Source organism: Micromonospora sp. NBC_01739, assembly GCF_035920385.1.
In the GTDB taxonomy this organism is placed as follows: domain Bacteria; phylum Actinomycetota; class Actinomycetes; order Mycobacteriales; family Micromonosporaceae; genus Micromonospora.
This window is the reverse complement of record NZ_CP109151.1, coordinates 209,807-225,227: the sequence shown is the minus strand read 5'-3', so window position 1 is coordinate 225,227 and position 15,421 is coordinate 209,807. Positions and strand designations below refer to the sequence as shown.

Here is a 15,421-nt window from a genome sequence, read left to right as displayed (position 1 = left end):
TTGGAGTACCCCTTGCGCAAGCTCGTCTACTACGTGGCCAGCAGCATCGACGGTTTCATCGCCGCCCCCGACGGGTCGTACGACTTCTTCGACCTGCAGCCCGACCCGACCGGGCCCCTGGTCACGCGGTGGCCGCAGACCTTCCCGACCTTCGCTCACCAGCAGCTCGGCATCGACCGACCGCAGGGCCGATTCGACACGGTCCTGATGGGCCGGGCCACCTACGAGCCCGCCCTGCGCCTCGGCGTCACCAGCCCGTACGCCCACCTCAAGCAGTACGTCTTCGCCCGCTCGCTACCTCCCTCCGACGACCCGGCGGTGGAGATCGTCTCCGGCGATCCGGTGACCTTCGTCCGCGACCTCAAGGGACGCCCGGGAGCCGACATCTGGCTCTGCGGCGGCGGCCGGCTCGCCGGTCAACTCGTCTCCGAAGTGGACGAATGGCTGGTCAAGGTCAACCCCGTCGTCGCCGGCAGCGGCATCCCCCTGGTCGACCACCCCTTCACGCCACAACACCTGACCCTGGTGGACACCACCCCCGCCGGTCGCGGCGTCGTCCTCCTGCACTACACCCGATGACCGCCGCCCTCGCCCTCGCCCTCGCCCGCCCGGCAACTTCCGGGATGTTGCTGCCCGACCCGGGTGCCGAGGCAGCAACATCCCGGAAGTTGCCACCACGACAGACCCGGTGCGCGGTGGGGGTGCTCTTGTCGGTGGTGGGAACTAGCATCGGGGGCATGGCAACTCGGTTGGTGCAGATCAATATGAAGGCTCTGGACGACGAGGCGCTGGGCCACTTCTGGGCGCAGGTGCTCGGGTGGGGAATCTCCAGCGAGGGGCCGAGGGTGACCAACCTCGAACCGGAGGACCTGAACTACCCCGACCCCGCTGCCGTCTGCATCGACCTCGTCGCCTACCCGGACGACCCCAAGACGGTGAAGAACCGCGTGCATGTCGACCTCGCCACCACCTCGGCGGCCCATCATGCGGAACTGATCGCCCGCCTGACGGAACTCGGGGCGTCCCCCGCCGACATCGGCCAGGGCGACGTGCCGTGGACGGTCATGGCCGACCCGGAGGGCAACGAGTTCTGCGTGCTGGACTGGCGCACCTCGCCCCGGGACACCGGGCCGATCGCGGCGATAGTGGCCGACTGCACAGACCCCCGAGCCATGGTCGACTTCTGGGGCAACGCCATGGACTGGACCGTGCACGAGGTCACCGACGACCACGCGGTGCTGCGCTCCGCCAAGGGCGTCGGCCCCTACCTGCGGTTTGTCCGTACCCCCGACGTGAAGACGGGGTGGAATCGCGTCCACCTCGACGTCCGCCCGTACCCCGGTGACGACCTGGCGGCCGAGGCGGCCAGGCTTCAGGCGCTCGGTGCCACCGCCATCGACCTGGACGGCGATGTCCCCTGGAAGGTCCTCGCCGACCCGGAGGGCAACGAGTTCTGTCTGCTCACCCCACGCTGACCCGACCCTCCGGCACACCGCCGTCGAGACCGAACCAGGCTACCGATCGTGCACGGATTCACCGACGTCGACCGTCAGTTGATGGCCAGGACGGGCCACAATTGCTGTCATGGCTTCGCCGGACGCGTCCTCCGCTCCCGACGGCACGGCCGGCCCTGGCGGCGCTTCTCCACCCGCCGCACCGGCCGAACCGGAAGTCCGCCGGACGCCCCAGCAGGGTTTCACCGACAGGTGGCGACGGCTCTGGCGACGCCAGCCGGGCATGAGCCACCTGCCCGTCGACCTGGACCATGCGATCGGTCTCGGCCTGCTGACTCTCGTCATCGGGGCGATCTCCGGCACGGCCCTCATCCTGTTGATTCCCTCGCCCCCGCTGCTGGTCGTGCTCATCGCGATCCTGCCGCCCTACCTTGAACTGCACGTCGCGGGAGTACGGCATCGGTGGTGGGCCCTCGGGGCCGGCACAGCGGCCGGGGTGTCTGCCGGCCTGGGCATCAACGCACTGCTCCAAGCCGGCATCGGGGCGCAGTGGGCGACACTGATCGGCCTGCTGGTCGGAAGCGCGGTCGGCATCCTGGCACACGCGACAGTGACTCACCTGCCGACGCGAAGAAGGTGACGACTCGGGCGGTAGCAGCCACCCGGCCCGCCCTGGATCGAATCGACTCCGTTACGTTGTAATGGCGGTTTCCGGCTCGCCTGGATTCCGCCGTTTCGCCGTAACGGTGAGGGCGCCCTGGCCCCACCGCCGTTGGTACTGGTGGGCGCGGCAGGTTTCGAACCTGCGACCCCTCGCTTGTAAGGCGAGTGCTCTCCCACTGAGCTACGCGCCCGGAAACGCCGTACGGCGGACCGGCGGTTGGCAGCTTACCCTGCCGCGCACCGGCCCTGCCGGACGGTCGCACCCGTTGGGAATCGGGTCAGGCGGTGGCCTCCGCCAGAGCCTTGCGCCAGCCCTGCTGGTCGCGCGGCTCGCCCGGCATGTTCATCTCGGCGAAGCGGACGACACCGGCCTTGTCGATGACGAAGGTGCCCCGGTTGGCGATACCGGCGGTGTCGTTGAAGACCCCGTACGCCTGCGCGACCGCGCCGTGCGGCCAGAAGTCGGCCAGCAGCGGGAACTGGTAGCCCTCCCGGTCCGCCCAGACCTTGTGGGCGTAGACCGAGTCGACGCTCACGGTCAGCACCTGGACGTCGTCGCTGACGTACTCGTTGAGGTTGTCCCGCACCTCGCACAGCTCGCCCTGGCACACGCCGGTGAAGGCCAGCGGGTAGAAGACCAGCAGGACCGTACGCTGACCCCGGAAGTCCGAGAGTCGGACTTCCTGGTTGTTCTGGTCCTTGAGGACGAAGTCGGGCGCCTCGGCGCCAACCTCGATGGGCATGTGAACTCCTTGGATCGAGTCTAGAGGCAACAGCCTGTCACGTTCTGCGGCAGACTACTTCTTGCCCTTTGCGCCGCGACGCAGAACGAGACGGGCACCGCTCCAGTCCTTGCCGGCGTTGACCGTCGAGGTCTGCTGAAGGCCGGCGGTGGGAGCGGACTCGGCGATCTCGCTCGGCTCGACGTGGCCGTCGCGGCCGGCCTTGGGCGTCAGCAGCCACACGACCCCGTTGTCGGCCAGTGGGCCGAGGGCGTCGACGAGAAGCTCGAACAGGTCACCGTCACCGTCGCGGTACCACACGAGCACCGCGTCGACCACTTCATCGGTGTCCTCGTCGACCAGCTCTCCACAACGGTCGGTCAGGGCGTCCCGGAGATCTGAGTCGACGTCGTCGTCGTAGCCCATCTCCATGACGACCATGCCCGGTTCGATGCCGAACCGGTCCGCCAGGCTGCGTACCCCGTCGGCAGCCTGACCAGCGGTCGCGCTCACTGTCGCGTGCCTCCTCATCTCGTCCAAGCTCACGGCACCCGGTCGGTGCCGTCAGGCAAGTCCACACAGTTGTGCCGTCCCGCGCAAGTGGCGCACCGGGTGGAACGAAATTTACCGTGCCAGCAGCGTACGGGCACCCTGGGTGATTGCTTCCTCGGAGACCAGGACCTGCCGGGCAGCCGGACCCAGAGGCACGAAAGAGTCAACGGCCGCCACTCGGCGTACGGCCCCGACATATCCGGCGTCGACCAGCGCGGCGATCACCCCTTCGCCGACCCCGCCGGAGCGCCGGGTCTCGTCCACCACCAGCACCCGCCCGGTGGCGGCGGCCTCCCGGATCAGGTCGGCCACCGGCAGCGGGGCAAGCCAGCGCAGATCCACCACCCGGCTGCCGATGCCCTCGTCCGCCAGGGCCGAGGCCACCCGCAGAGCCATCCGTACGCCGTTGCCGAAGGTCACGATGGTGAGGTCCTCGGCCGAGCCGACGCCGTACACCCGCGCCCGCCCGACCGGGACGTGCCCGGCCGCCCAGGTCCCCGGCTCGGCATAGCCGGCCAGCCACTCACCGTCACCGTCGCCGTAGAGGTCGCGGGCCTGGTAGAGGGCGATCGGCTCCAGGAACACGCAGACGCTGCCGTCCACCACCGCGCTGGCCAGGCAGGTACGCAGCATCGCCGCGGCGTCGTCCGGCCGGGCCGGCACGGCGACCACCAGTCCGGGTACGTCCCGCAGGAAGGCCACCGAGTTGTCGTTGTGGAAGTGCCCGCCCAGGCCCTCCTGGTACGCCAGGCCGGCCACCCGCACCACCATCGGGTTACGCAGCGCACCCTGGGAGAAGAACCCCATCGTGGCCGCCTCGCCGCGGACCTGGTCCTCGGCGCTGTGCAGGTACGCCAGATACTGGATCTCCGGCACCGGCAGCAGCCCGGCCAGTCCCGCGCCGAGCCCCAGACCGAGCACCGAGGTCTCGTCCAGCAGGGTGTCGAACACCCGGGCCGGACCGAACCGGTCACGCAACCGGCCGGTCACCCCGTACCGTCCGCCCTTGGCGGCGACGTCCTCGCCGAAGACGGCCATCTGGGGGTACGCCAGCAGCCCGTCGGTGAGGGCGGCGTTGATGCTCTGCGCGAGGGTCAGGGGGCCGGACAGCTCCGGCGGCTTGCCGCCGAAGGCCTCCAGGCGGGCCCCGGCACCCGGCCCGGCCGCGTACAGGCCCGCGTCGGCCACCGCCTGGGTCACCCGGACCGGACGGCGTGGGGCCAGCGGGGCTACCACCTCGGCCGCGCTGCCCAGTTTCGGCTCGTCGAGCACCTGTTCGGCCAGCCGACGGATCTGCCAGCCGATCTCGTCGTACCGGTCGAGCAGTTCGCCGCCACCGGCCAGGCCCGCCTCGACCAGCCGTCGCGCGGTGGCGACCACCGGGTCGGCGGCCAGGTCGGCGGCGATCTCCTCGGCGTCCCGGTACGCGCTCTCGGCCTCCGCCCCGACGTGGCCCAGCAGCCGGACGGTGCTCAGGTGCAGCACGGCCGGGCGGCGGTGTCGCCGTACCCAGGCCGCCGCCTCGCGCGCCGCCTGGTACGCCTCCACCAGGTCGGCACCGTCCGCGGCGAAGTAGCGGATCCCCGGCTTGGACCGCAGGGCGGTCGCCACCCAGCCCTGCGGGGATCGCAGGCTGCCGCCCAGGCCGTTGTCCTCGCAGACGAACAGCACCGGAATCCGCAGGCCGGTGTGGTCGTACCAGCCGGCGGTGTTGAACGCGGCCGTGGCGCTGGCATGGTTGATCGCGGCGTCGCCGAAGGAGCAGACCACGATCGCGTCCGGCGCCCAGGAGACCCGGAAACTCGGGTCGGCCTGCGCCGGGGCCCCTCGGGCGTCCAGTCGACGCAGCCGCTCCACCGCCAACCCCATGCCCACCGCCCGGGGCAGGTGCGAGGCCGCCGTGGAGGTGGTCGGCACCACGGCCAGGTCGGCACGGCCGAAGACCTTCTGCCGGCCACCGGCGATCGGATCCTGGCCGGAGGCCACCATCCCCCGCAGGGCGTCCCGCGCCGCCTCGAGGTACGCCGCCGCCACCGGCCGCCGCACCACAGCCAACCGAGCCCGACCGTCGCCCCCGTCATCGGTCGGGTCGGTGTCCAGCACTGTCGGCGAATCTCCGGCTGAGTCGGCCGGGTGGCCCGGGTCGGCTGAGTCGGACAGGTCACCCGGGTCGGTGGGATCGGGCGAATCGGCTCCGTCGGCCGAGTCGCCTCCGTCGGCCGGGTCGGTGGGGGCGGTCGGGGGTGTCGGCGTACCGTCCGGGTCGTCGTCGGCCGTCAGCAACACGGACCCGGCGGCGGGGTCGGCGGCCTGGGCGGCGCGGACGCAGTAGAAGGCGCCCGAGCGGTAGTGCAGCAGCGCCGGGTCGGTGGGGCGCAGGGCGGCCGCGACCGCGGCGTTGCCCTCGTGGCCCGCCGAGCTGATCGTGTGGTACCCCTCGCCGAAGCTGCGCAGCCAACGCCCGGCCAGGTCGAGCTGCCGGCTGGTGACCTGCGCGTCGAAGAGTTCCAGCAGTTGGGCGCCGGTCAAGGTCGCGCCCTCGGCCACCGGTCGGGCCGGGTCGGTACGGTGCCGCGGCGCGGTCAGCGCGGCCAGGGACTCCCGGAGTCGGTCGTCAAGATCCTGCGGGGTGGTCACGTCCGACAGCATTACCGACCGGAGCACACCTCGCCCACTCGAACCCCGCTCGGGTTCACCGGTCGACCCGATCGACGGATGCCTCAGCCCGGTAGGAAGGAGAACCGGACCTGGCGGGTGGTGTTGTCGCCGTTGGTGTCCACCAGGCAGATCGACTGCCAGGTGCCCAGGGCCAGCCGACCGTCGAGCACCGGCAGGGTCGCGTACGGGGCGATGAAGGCGGGCAGTACGTGATCGCGCCCGTGGCCCGGGGAGCCGTGCCGGTGCCGCCAGCGGTTGTCCGTGGGCAGCACCGCGTCCAGCGCGGTGAGCAGGTCGTCGTCCGAGCCGGCGCCGGTCTCGATGATGGCCAGCCCGGCGGTGGCGTGCGGCACGAACACGTGCAGCAGCCCGTCACCCTGTCCGGCGACGAACTGTTCCGCCTCGACGGTGATGTCCTGCACGGTGGGCCGGGAGCCGGTCCGGACGGTGATCACCTCACTACGCATGCTTCGCATTCTGCCGCAATCGGCCGACCGGCGCTCCCGCCGACGATGATCTTCGCCAACAGGTCGGATCGGCTGGTCAGCCGCTCGGGCCACAGCTCGGAGGCGGTAAGTCCGGAAACGACGACGTTACTGATGAGTACCTGTGTCGCGCGTCGCCCTTGACACGGGTGGACGTGACGGCACGTGCCGTGACGGGGCAGGATGGCGCTAGAGACCTATCCCACACACAACCGAGGGAACGCCTGTGGCTACGGAACGCAAGCGCCCGGTGATCACGGCCGGCCTGCCTAGCCAGCTTCCGGACATCGACCCCGAAGAGACCAGCGAGTGGGTCGAGTCGCTTGACGGTGTCATCGACGAGCGCGGCGCCAAGCGGGCCCGCTACGTGATGCTGCGTCTGCTGGAGCGCGCTCGTGAGCGCCAGGTCGGGGTGCCGTCGCTGACCACCACCGACTACATCAACACCATTCCGCCGGAGCGGGAACCGTGGTTCCCCGGCGACGAGCACGTCGAGCGGCGCATCCGTGCCTACGTGCGGTGGAACGCGGCGATGCTGGTGCACCGCGCCCAGCGGCCGGAGATCGGTGTCGGCGGCCACATCTCCACCTTCGCCAGCTCCGCCTCGCTGTACGAGGTGGGCTTCAACCACTTCTTCCGGGGCAAGAACCACCCGGGCGGCGGCGACCACATCTTCTACCAGGGTCACGCCTCCCCCGGCATGTACGCCCGGGCGTTCCTGGAGGGCCGGCTCAGCGAGAACCAGCTAGACGGCTTCCGGCAGGAGCTGTCCCACCCCGGCGGCGGTCTGCCGTCGTACCCGCACCCGCGGCTGATGCCGGACTTCTGGGAGTTCCCCACGGTGTCCATGGGGCTGGGTGGGCTGAACGCCATCTACCAGGCCCGGTTCAACCGGTACCTACAGCACCGGGGCATCAAGGACACCTCCGACCAGCACGTCTGGGCGTTCCTCGGCGACGGTGAGATGGACGAGCCGGAGACCCTCGGCGCGATCGGGGTGGCCGCCCGCGAGGAGCTGGACAACCTCACCTTCGTGATCAACTGCAACCTTCAGCGGCTCGACGGGCCGGTGCGGGGCAACGGCAAGGTGATGCAGGAGCTGGAGGCGTTCTTCCGGGGTGCCGGCTGGAACGTGATCAAGGTGGTCTGGGGCCGGGAGTGGGACCCACTGCTCGCCGCCGACACCGACGGTGCGCTGGTCAACCTCATGAACACCACCCCGGACGGTGACTACCAGACCTACAAGGCGGAGTCCGGGGCGTACGTGCGGGAGCACTTCTTCGGCCGTGACCCGCGTACCCGCAAGATGGTCGAGGGTCTCAGCGACGACGAGATCTGGAACCTCAAGCGGGGCGGGCACGACTACCGCAAGCTCTACGCGGCCTACAAGGCGGCCACGGAGCACACCGGTCAGCCGACCGTGATCCTGGCCAAGACGATCAAGGGCTGGACCCTCGGTTCGCACTTCGAGGGCCGCAACGCCACCCACCAGATGAAGAAGCTGACGCTGGAGGACCTGAAGACCTTCCGCGACCGGCTCTACCTGGACATCCCGGACTCGGCGCTGGAGGACAACCCCTACCTGCCGCCGTACTACCGTCCGGAGGAGAAGTCCGCCGAGATGCAGTACCTGCACGAGCGGCGTCAGCAGCTCGGCGGCTACCTGCCCTCGCGGCGTACCAAGGCCAAGTCCCTGCCGATCCCGGGCAGCGAGCGGTTCGCCGACATCAAGCGCGGTTCCGGCAAGCAGAAGGTCGCCACCACGATGGCCTTCGTCCGCCTGCTCAAGGACCTGATGAAGGACAAGCAGTTCGGCAAGCGCTGGGTGCCGATCATCCCGGACGAGGCGCGTACCTTCGGTCTGGACTCGATCTTCCCGACCGCGAAGATCTACTCGCCGCACGGTCAGCGGTACACCGCGGTCGACCGGGAGCTGTTCCTGTCGTACAAGGAGTCCACCGTCGGGCAGATCCTGCACGAGGGGATCAACGAGGCCGGTTCGGTCGCCTCCTTCACCGCCGCCGGCTCCTCGTACGCCACCCACGACGAGCCGATGATCCCGATGTACATCTTCTACTCGATGTTCGGGTTCCAGCGCACCGGTGACGGCTTCTGGGCCGCCGCCGACCAGATGGTGCGCGGTTTCGTGCTCGGGGCCACCGCCGGCCGCACCACCCTCAACGGTGAAGGCCTGCAACACGAGGACGGCCACTCCCACCTGCTCGCGGCCACCAACCCGGCGGTCGTGGCGTACGATCCGGCCTTCGCGTTCGAGATCGCGCACATCATGGAGAACGGCCTGCACCGCATGTACGGCGAGCAGCAGGAGAACATCTTCTACTACCTCACCGTCTACAACGAGCCGATCCAGCAGCCGGCCGAGCCGGAGGGGGTGGACGTCGAGGGCATCCTCAAGGGCATCTACCGCTACTCGGCCGCCCCGTCGCTGGAGGGGGACGCCCCTCGGGCGAACCTGCTGGCCTCCGGTACCGGCATGCAGTGGGCGCTCAAGGCGCAGCAACTGCTGGCCCAGGACTGGGGGGTGGCCGCGGACGTCTGGTCGGTGACCTCCTGGACCGAGCTGCGCCGCGACGCCATCCAGTGCGAGGAGTACAACCTCGTACACCCGGGCGCGGAGCAGCGGGTGCCGTACATCCAGCAGAAGCTGGCCGACACCGAGGGCCCGAAGGTCGCGGTCAGCGACTGGATGCGCGCGGTGCCGGACCTGATCTCCCGCTGGGTACCGGGTGACTGGACCTCCCTGGGCACGGACGGCTTCGGCCTGTCCGACACCCGCCACGCCCTGCGCCGACACTTCCACGTCGACGCCGAGTCGGTCACGGTCGCGACCCTGCGCCAGCTCGCCCTACGCGGAGCGGTACCGCCCCACGTACCGGCCGAGGCCGCCAAGAAGTACGCCATCGAGGACGTCAACGCCGCCCCCGTAGGCGAAACCGGCGGCGACACCTGACCCACCCCAACCCACCCCGGGCCCGGCGCTCCGCGCCGGGCCCGCCCCTTTTCCCCAACCCACCCCGCTGAACCCCGTTGATCATGAGCTTGACGGCACCGTGGAGATCAACAACTGCCGCCAACCTCATGATCAACGGGGTTCAGCGGGGTGGGGGGTGTAGCCAGAGGGGGTGGTATGACGTAGGTGGTATTGAAGGTGGGTGTTGTCTGTAACACGGGTGATTCAGACTCATCGATAGGCGTTGCTCTCCTTGGGCAGGGGTCGGTCCGGTGGACATTCCGTCGCGCCGTCTCACCGTCGGCCCGGACGCCACCGACGCCTCGGCGCGACGGGAGGGAGTGCACATGCGAAGTGTCCGGATCGGCCTGGCTCTGGCCGTCGGCGCCCTGGTGGTGTCGATGGTGGGGCCGGGCTCACCCTCGGTAGCCCATGATCCCGCTACCCCCGCGGGGCGGGCCTCGGCTCAGGAGTTCATGGCCCAGCGTGAACCCACCCAGCAGATGGTCGCCGCCGCGGCGACCGCCTGCACCAACGGTCAGGCGGCGGGCTACCCCTGCCGCAACGTGGACCTGTTGTCGTTCATGCCGCTGGCCAACATCGGCGGCAGCCAGGCGAACGACATCTGGGGCTGGACCGACCCCCAGACCCGCAAGGAGTACGCGCTGGTCGGCCGGCGCAACGGCACCTCCTTCGTGGACGTGTCCAACCCGAGCGCCCCGGTCTACCTGGGCAACCTGCCCGCGTACCAGAATCGCACCGCGGTGTGGCGGGACATCAAGGTCTACCGCGACCACGCGTACGTGGTGGCGGACGTCTCCGGGCACGGCATGCAGGTCTTCGACCTGACCCGGCTCCGGGGGGTGACGAGCCCGCAGACCTGGACGGCGGACGTCCACTACAGCCGCTTCGGCAACTCCCACAACATCGCGATCAACGAGCAGACCGGATACGCGTACGCGGTGGGCACCAACACCTGCAGCGGCGGCCTGCACATGGTCGACATCCGGACCCCGAAGTCCCCGGTCTCGGCGGGCTGCGTCAGCAACGACGGCTACACCCACGACACCCAGTGTGTCGTCTACCGGGGGCCGGACACCGCGTACACCGGTCGGGAGATCTGTGTCAGCTCCAACGAGGACACGGTGACCGTCGTCGACGTGACCAGCAAGTCCGCTCCCCGGCAGCTGGCCCGCATCGGCTACACCGGTCGGGCGTACACCCATCAGGGCTGGTTCACCGAGGACCAGCGGTACTTCCTGCTCGACGACGAGTTGGACGAGTCCCGGCGCGGGGTGACCACCCAGACCTACATCTGGGACCTGGCCGACCTGGACGCCCCCCGGCACATCGGCACCTACAGCGCGCCCAGCGGGGTCTCCGCCACCGACCACAACCAGTACGTCAAGGGCAGGTACAGCTACCAGGCCAACTACCGGGCCGGGTTGCGCATCCTGGACCTGGCTAACGTGTCCAGCGGCCGGGCCACCGAGGCGGGCTACTTCGACATCTACCCGTCGAGCAACAGCGCGTCGATGAACGGCGCGTGGAGCGTGTACCCCTACTTCCCCAGCGGCATCGTGGTGGTCAGCGGCATCGAGCAGGGGCTGTTCGTGTTGCAGCCCCGGTTGTCGTGACCACGACCGATCAGCGGTCGGCGACCCTGGCCGAGATCGTGGACGGGGCGCCCCAGCCGGGGCGCCCCGGTCCCGGGGAGGCACCGGGGGGCCGGGTCGGCCGGTACGCCGCCGCCGTCCTGGTGCTGGGCCTGACCCTGGCGGTCGGCTTCTTCGCGGGCCGGGCCGGCGGTACTACCGGGCCGGCCCGGCCGGCGGCGGCCGGGGCCCTGGCCCACGCTGATCATGGGCCCGGCGGGCTGGAGGTCTCCCGGGACGGCTGGACCCTGACCGTGGACCAGGCGGAGCTGCGCGCCGGCAAGCCGGGTGAGCTGGTCTTCCGGATCACCGACTCGGCAGGTGGTGCGCTCACCGACTTCCAGGTGGTCCACGACCGGCCGCTGCACCTGATCCTGGTCGGCCGGGACCTCGGCGGATATCAGCACGTGCATCCGGAGATGTCGCCGGACGGCACCTGGCGGGTAGCGGTCACCCCGGCCGCCCCCGGCCCGTTACGGGCGATCGCCGACTTCTGGCCGGTCGGGGCGGCGGCGGGCACCACCCTCGGCATCGACCTGCCGGTTCCCGGTCGGTACGCCGCCGAGGAGCTTCCCCTGCCCGAGGAGACCGTGCTGGTGGACGGCTACACCATCACCCTGGACGGGGGCCTGCGGGCCGGCGAGTCCAACCAGGTGCTGGTCTGGCTGGGCCGTGACGGGCAGCCGGTCAACGACCTGCAACTGCACCTGGGGGCGTACGGGCATCTGGTGGCGCTGCGCCAGGGGGACCTGGCGTACCTGCATGTGCACCCGGCGGCGGCCAGCCAACCCAGCTCGGTGGTGGCCTTCGGGATCACCGTGCCCTCGGCGGGCACCTACCGGCTGTTCTTCGAGTTCCGACATCTCGACGAGGTACGGGTAGCCGCCTTCACCGTGGTCGTGTGAGTACCGGCCGCAAAGCGGTGGCGGCCCGGGTGCACCTGGCAGGGACACCGGGGCCGCCACCGTCGCGGGTGACGCCAGGACGTGGCCGGTCAGCCGACGGCGGCCAGGTCGGTCAGCCGGGCCAGCGAGTCCTCCAGGTCGGCGCCGACCCGACGCAGGCCGAGGCGCAGCAGGGCGGCTTTGACCGGACCGGCCGGCCAGCGTACGACGATCAGCCGCACGATGGTGCCGCCCGCCTCCTCGTCTGCGGTGAGCTGGACGTATATCTCGGTGCGCGCCTCCGCTCGGGCACCGGCGCCCTTCGCGCGTTCTCGCCAGCCGATCAGGGTCGGTTCCTGGTAGGCGATCACCTCGGCCTCATGCGCGGCACCCCGGCCGGCCTGGACCAACTGCCGCCGCCCGAAGCCCTCTCCGGAGAGGACCTCGGCCGCCCGGACCCCGGCCAACCAGGCGGGCAACTGCTCGGCCCGCTGCACCACATCCCAGACCGCTTCGACCGGCGCCGCCACGTGCGCGCTGCGTTCCACGAGGATCATTATCCGTCTTCCTCCAGTGAGGACATCCCACGATATCGGCACTCTATGCGTCAAATCGGACGTATGCGGACGTGTTCGCAAAAGACACGCCGAAAGGTATTGCTTTCCCATGCACGTCGACCTATAGACCCGCGCCCCGTCGAGCCCTAGAGTGCCGAACACGTTTCGCGTTTCTCCGGGAGGGCGCATGTCGACCGCAGCTATGCCCAGCTTCCCCACCGGCTTCCGCTGGGGGGTCTCCACATCGGCGTACCAGATCGAGGGCGCCGCCGGCACGGACGGACGCGGACCCTCCATCTGGGACACCTTCGCGGACACCCCGGGACGGATCGCCGACGGCAGCAGCGGCGAGATCGCCTGCGACCACTACCACCGGTACCCCGAGGACATCGCCCTGATGGCCGAGCTGGGGGTGAGCGCGTACCGGTTCTCGGTGGCCTGGCCCCGGGTGCAGCCCACCGGCAGCGGCGCGGTCAACCCCGCTGGACTGGACCTCTACGAGCGGCTGGTCGACGGGCTGCTCGACCGGGGCATCGACCCGGTAGCCACCCTGTTCCACTGGGACCTGCCGCAGGCCCTGGAGGACACCGGCGGGTGGCTGAACCGGGACACCGCCCACCGCTTCGCCGAGTACGCCGACCTGGTGGCCGAGCGTCTGGGCGACCGGGTCAGACTCTGGATCACCCTGAACGAGCCCTTCATCCACATGAGCCTGGGCTACGGCACGGGCGAGCACGCGCCCGGCCGGGCCCTGCTCTTCGACGCCTTTCCGGTGGCCCACCACCAACTGCTCGGCCACGGTCTGGCAGTAGCCGCCCTGCGCGCCCGGACCACCGCCCCGGTCGCCATCGCCAACAACTACTCCCCGGTACGCCCCGCCGGTGACACCCCGGCCGACCTGGCCGCCGTGGCCGCCTACGAGGCCCTGCACAACCGGCTGTTCACTGATCCCCTGCTCGGGCGCGGATACCCGACCGAACTGGGCTTCGACCAGAGCGCGGTCCGCGACGGGGACCTGACGGTGATCGCCGCCCCCCTGGACGTGCTGGGGGTCAACTACTACAACCCCACGGCGGTACGGGCAGCCGAGCCGGGATCACCCCTGCCCTTCGACCTGGTGCCGCTTCAGGGCTACCCGCGTACCGCCTTCGACTGGCCGGTGGCCCCGGAAGGGCTGCGCGAACTGCTCGGCTGGCTGCACGGTCGCTACGGCGCCGACCTGCCCCCGATCCAGATCACCGAGAACGGCTGCGCCTACGACGACCTGCCCGACGCCGACGGGCGGGTGCACGACCCGGACCGGATCGCCTACCTGGACTCCCACCTGCGGGCGGTACGCGCCGCGATCGACGACGGGGTAGAGGTCACCGGCTACTTCGTCTGGTCCCTGCTGGACAACTGGGAGTGGGCCGAGGGTTTCACCAAACGCTTCGGTCTGGTGCATGTCGACTACCCCACCCAGCGGCGTACCCCGAAGTCCTCGTACGCCTGGCTGCGTGAGGTGATCGCGGCCGCCGAGCGGACCCCCGCCCGGTGACCACCATCGACCCCACCCCGGCCTCGCTGCCGGCCGCCCTGGCGGAGCCGACCGTGCCGGTACGGCGGGGCTGGACCGCCCTGCTGTTCGCCGCGAACCTCGGCGTCTGGATGGCCTTCTTCACCCCCATCCAGGTGTTGCTGCCCCAGCAGATCGAGCAGATCACGCCGACCGACAAGGAGACCATGCTGGCGGTGGTCACCGGGCTGGGTGCGCTGGCCGCGGTGCTGGTCAACCCGCTGGCCGGAGCCCTGTCGGACCGGACCTGCCTGCGGATCGGCCGCCGGGAGTACGGTCGCCGACACGTCTGGACCCTCGGCGGTGCCCTGCTCGGGGCGTTGTCCCTGGTGCTGCTCGCCCAGGCGCAGACCATGCTCGGCGTGGTCGTCGGCTGGATCGCCGCGCAGACCTGCTTCAACGCGATGCTGGCCAGCCTGACCGCCGCCGTACCGGATCGGGTGCCGGTGGCCCAGCGGGGCGGGGTCTCCGGCTGGGTAGGCATCCCCCAGGCCCTCGGGTTGGTGCTCGGGGTGGTGCTGGTCACCGCCGTGGTCACCGGCAACGCCGCCGGCTATCTGGCGATCGCCGCCGCCGTGGTGCTGCTCGCGGTGCCGTTCACCCTGCGCACCACGGACGATCCCCTCCCGCGTACGCACCGACCGACGTTGCGAGGGCTGCTGGCCGGCATGTGGGTCTCGCCGCGCCAGCATCCCGACTTCGGTTGGGCCTGGATCACCCGGTTCCTGGTGCAGCTCGGCAACGCCCTGGGCACCCTCTACCTGCTGTACTTCCTCACCGACAAGGTGCGGCTGGCCGATCCCGACGGCGGCCTGCTGATCCTGATCCTGCTCTACACCGCCGGGCTGATGGCCACCACGGTGATCGCCGGGCGGCTGTCGGACCGCTCCGGCAAACGGAAGGTCTTCGTGATCGCCGCCGGGATGGTGATGGCGGTGGCGGCGCTGCTGCTGGCCGCCATGCCCACCTGGCCGATGGCCCTGGCCGCCGCCCCCCTGCTCGGTGCCGGTTACGGCGTGTACCTGTCGGTCGACGCCGCCCTGATCACCCAGGTGTTGCCGAAGGCCGCCGACCGGGCCAAGGACCTGGGGGTGGTCAACATCGCCAACTCCGCACCCCAGGTGCTCGGACCGGCCATCTCCGCCCCGATCGTGGTCTATCTGGGCGGCTACCCGGCCCTGTACGCGATCACGGCCGCGGTGACCGTCCTCGGCAGCGTGCTGGTGCTGAAGATCCGCTCGGTGCCCTGACGGTAGGCTGTCGTC

General features: G+C 70.4%; 13 protein-coding genes and 1 tRNA gene. 8 read left to right on the top strand and 6 right to left on the bottom strand.

Annotated features, from left to right (window positions below; all coding sequences use genetic code 11):
* The first annotated feature begins 12 nt into the window (after positions 1 to 12).
* The 3 genes from OIE53_RS01020 (at position 13) to OIE53_RS01010 (ending at position 2,094) form a co-directional block, all read left to right on the top strand.
* Positions 13 to 579, top strand: coding sequence for a dihydrofolate reductase family protein (locus OIE53_RS01020; protein ID WP_327024653.1), 567 nt, complete (start codon positions 13 to 15; stop codon positions 577 to 579).
* A 158-nt stretch (positions 580 to 737) separates the two neighbouring features.
* Complete coding sequence (locus OIE53_RS01015; RefSeq protein WP_327024652.1) at positions 738 to 1,475, top strand: VOC family protein; 738 nt, start codon at positions 738 to 740, stop codon at positions 1,473 to 1,475.
* A 109-nt stretch (positions 1,476 to 1,584) separates the two neighbouring features.
* Positions 1,585 to 2,094 (top strand): hypothetical protein, encoded by a 510-nt coding sequence (locus tag OIE53_RS01010; protein ID WP_327024651.1) that lies wholly within the window; start codon positions 1,585 to 1,587, stop codon positions 2,092 to 2,094.
* A 139-nt stretch (positions 2,095 to 2,233) separates the two neighbouring features.
* On the opposite strand, the gene OIE53_RS01005 is transcribed toward OIE53_RS01010, so the two are convergent.
* From OIE53_RS01005 to OIE53_RS00985, 5 genes are all read right to left on the bottom strand, one after another.
* A tRNA-Val gene (locus tag OIE53_RS01005) sits at positions 2,234 to 2,308 on the bottom strand.
* Between the two features lie 87 nt (positions 2,309 to 2,395).
* Positions 2,396 to 2,860: a peroxiredoxin gene (locus OIE53_RS01000; protein ID WP_327024650.1), complete on the bottom strand. Its 465-nt coding sequence runs from the start codon at positions 2,858 to 2,860 to the stop codon at positions 2,396 to 2,398.
* A 54-nt stretch (positions 2,861 to 2,914) separates the two neighbouring features.
* Complete coding sequence (locus OIE53_RS00995) at positions 2,915 to 3,352, bottom strand: DUF3052 domain-containing protein (RefSeq protein WP_327024649.1); 438 nt, start codon at positions 3,350 to 3,352, stop codon at positions 2,915 to 2,917.
* A gap of 111 nt (positions 3,353 to 3,463) precedes the next feature.
* Positions 3,464 to 6,040, bottom strand: coding sequence for a transketolase C-terminal domain-containing protein (locus tag OIE53_RS00990; RefSeq protein WP_327024648.1), 2,577 nt, complete (start codon positions 6,038 to 6,040; stop codon positions 3,464 to 3,466).
* A 71-nt stretch (positions 6,041 to 6,111) separates the two neighbouring features.
* On the bottom strand, positions 6,112 to 6,516 hold the full coding sequence (locus tag OIE53_RS00985) for a secondary thiamine-phosphate synthase enzyme YjbQ (protein ID WP_327024647.1): 405 nt from the start codon (positions 6,514 to 6,516) through the stop codon (positions 6,112 to 6,114).
* 244 nt (positions 6,517 to 6,760) lie between these two features.
* Between OIE53_RS00985 and aceE the strand changes: the two genes are divergently transcribed.
* The 3 genes from aceE to OIE53_RS00970 all read left to right on the top strand — a co-directional run bounded on the left by aceE (position 6,761) and on the right by OIE53_RS00970 (position 12,065).
* The gene (aceE, locus tag OIE53_RS00980) at positions 6,761 to 9,505 is read left to right on the top strand and encodes a pyruvate dehydrogenase (acetyl-transferring), homodimeric type (protein WP_327024646.1); all 2,745 of its coding nucleotides are present in this window, start codon (positions 6,761 to 6,763) and stop codon (positions 9,503 to 9,505) included.
* Positions 9,506 to 9,852: 347 nt separating this feature from the next.
* Positions 9,853 to 11,142 carry a choice-of-anchor B family protein gene (locus OIE53_RS00975; protein WP_327024645.1) on the top strand — a complete coding sequence of 430 codons (1,290 nt, stop codon included), beginning with the start codon at positions 9,853 to 9,855 and terminating at the stop codon, positions 11,140 to 11,142.
* Positions 11,139 to 12,065 carry a hypothetical protein gene (locus OIE53_RS00970; RefSeq protein ID WP_327024644.1) on the top strand — a complete coding sequence of 309 codons (927 nt, stop codon included), beginning with the start codon at positions 11,139 to 11,141 and terminating at the stop codon, positions 12,063 to 12,065. The genes OIE53_RS00975 and OIE53_RS00970 overlap by 4 nt, the downstream gene beginning before the upstream one ends.
* Before the next feature lie 89 nt (positions 12,066 to 12,154).
* Here OIE53_RS00970 and OIE53_RS00965 read toward each other — a convergent pair whose 3' ends face one another.
* Entirely contained in the window at positions 12,155 to 12,601 is a 447-nt protein-coding gene (locus tag OIE53_RS00965; protein ID WP_327024643.1) for an SRPBCC family protein, read from the bottom strand.
* A gap of 187 nt (positions 12,602 to 12,788) precedes the next feature.
* Between OIE53_RS00965 and OIE53_RS00960 the strand changes: the two genes are divergently transcribed.
* Together OIE53_RS00960 and OIE53_RS00955 are read left to right on the top strand one after the other, a co-directional pair.
* On the top strand, positions 12,789 to 14,138 hold the full coding sequence (locus tag OIE53_RS00960) for a GH1 family beta-glucosidase (protein ID WP_327024642.1): 1,350 nt from the start codon (positions 12,789 to 12,791) through the stop codon (positions 14,136 to 14,138).
* Positions 14,135 to 15,406, top strand: coding sequence for an MFS transporter (locus OIE53_RS00955; protein WP_327024641.1), 1,272 nt, complete (start codon positions 14,135 to 14,137; stop codon positions 15,404 to 15,406). Before OIE53_RS00960 ends, OIE53_RS00955 begins: the two co-directional genes overlap by 4 nt.
* Positions 15,407 to 15,421 lie beyond the last annotated feature (15 nt).

Excerpts from the sequence above, each read along its gene's own strand:
- OIE53_RS01015 (WP_327024652.1), top strand. The coding sequence starts at position 738 with ATGGCAACTCGGTTGGTGCAGATCAATATGAAGGCTCTGGACGACGAG.
- OIE53_RS01010 (WP_327024651.1), top strand. The coding sequence starts at position 1,585 with ATGGCTTCGCCGGACGCGTCCTCCGCTCCCGACGGCACGGCCGGCCCT.
- OIE53_RS01000 (WP_327024650.1), bottom strand. The coding sequence starts at position 2,860 with ATGCCCATCGAGGTTGGCGCCGAGGCGCCCGACTTCGTCCTCAAGGAC.
- OIE53_RS00990 (WP_327024648.1), bottom strand. The coding sequence starts at position 6,040 with ATGCTGTCGGACGTGACCACCCCGCAGGATCTTGACGACCGACTCCGG.
- OIE53_RS00985 (WP_327024647.1), bottom strand. The coding sequence starts at position 6,516 with ATGCGTAGTGAGGTGATCACCGTCCGGACCGGCTCCCGGCCCACCGTG.
- OIE53_RS00975 (WP_327024645.1), top strand. The coding sequence starts at position 9,853 with ATGCGAAGTGTCCGGATCGGCCTGGCTCTGGCCGTCGGCGCCCTGGTG.
- OIE53_RS00965 (WP_327024643.1), bottom strand. The coding sequence starts at position 12,601 with ATGATCCTCGTGGAACGCAGCGCGCACGTGGCGGCGCCGGTCGAAGCG.
- OIE53_RS00960 (WP_327024642.1), top strand. The coding sequence starts at position 12,789 with ATGTCGACCGCAGCTATGCCCAGCTTCCCCACCGGCTTCCGCTGGGGG.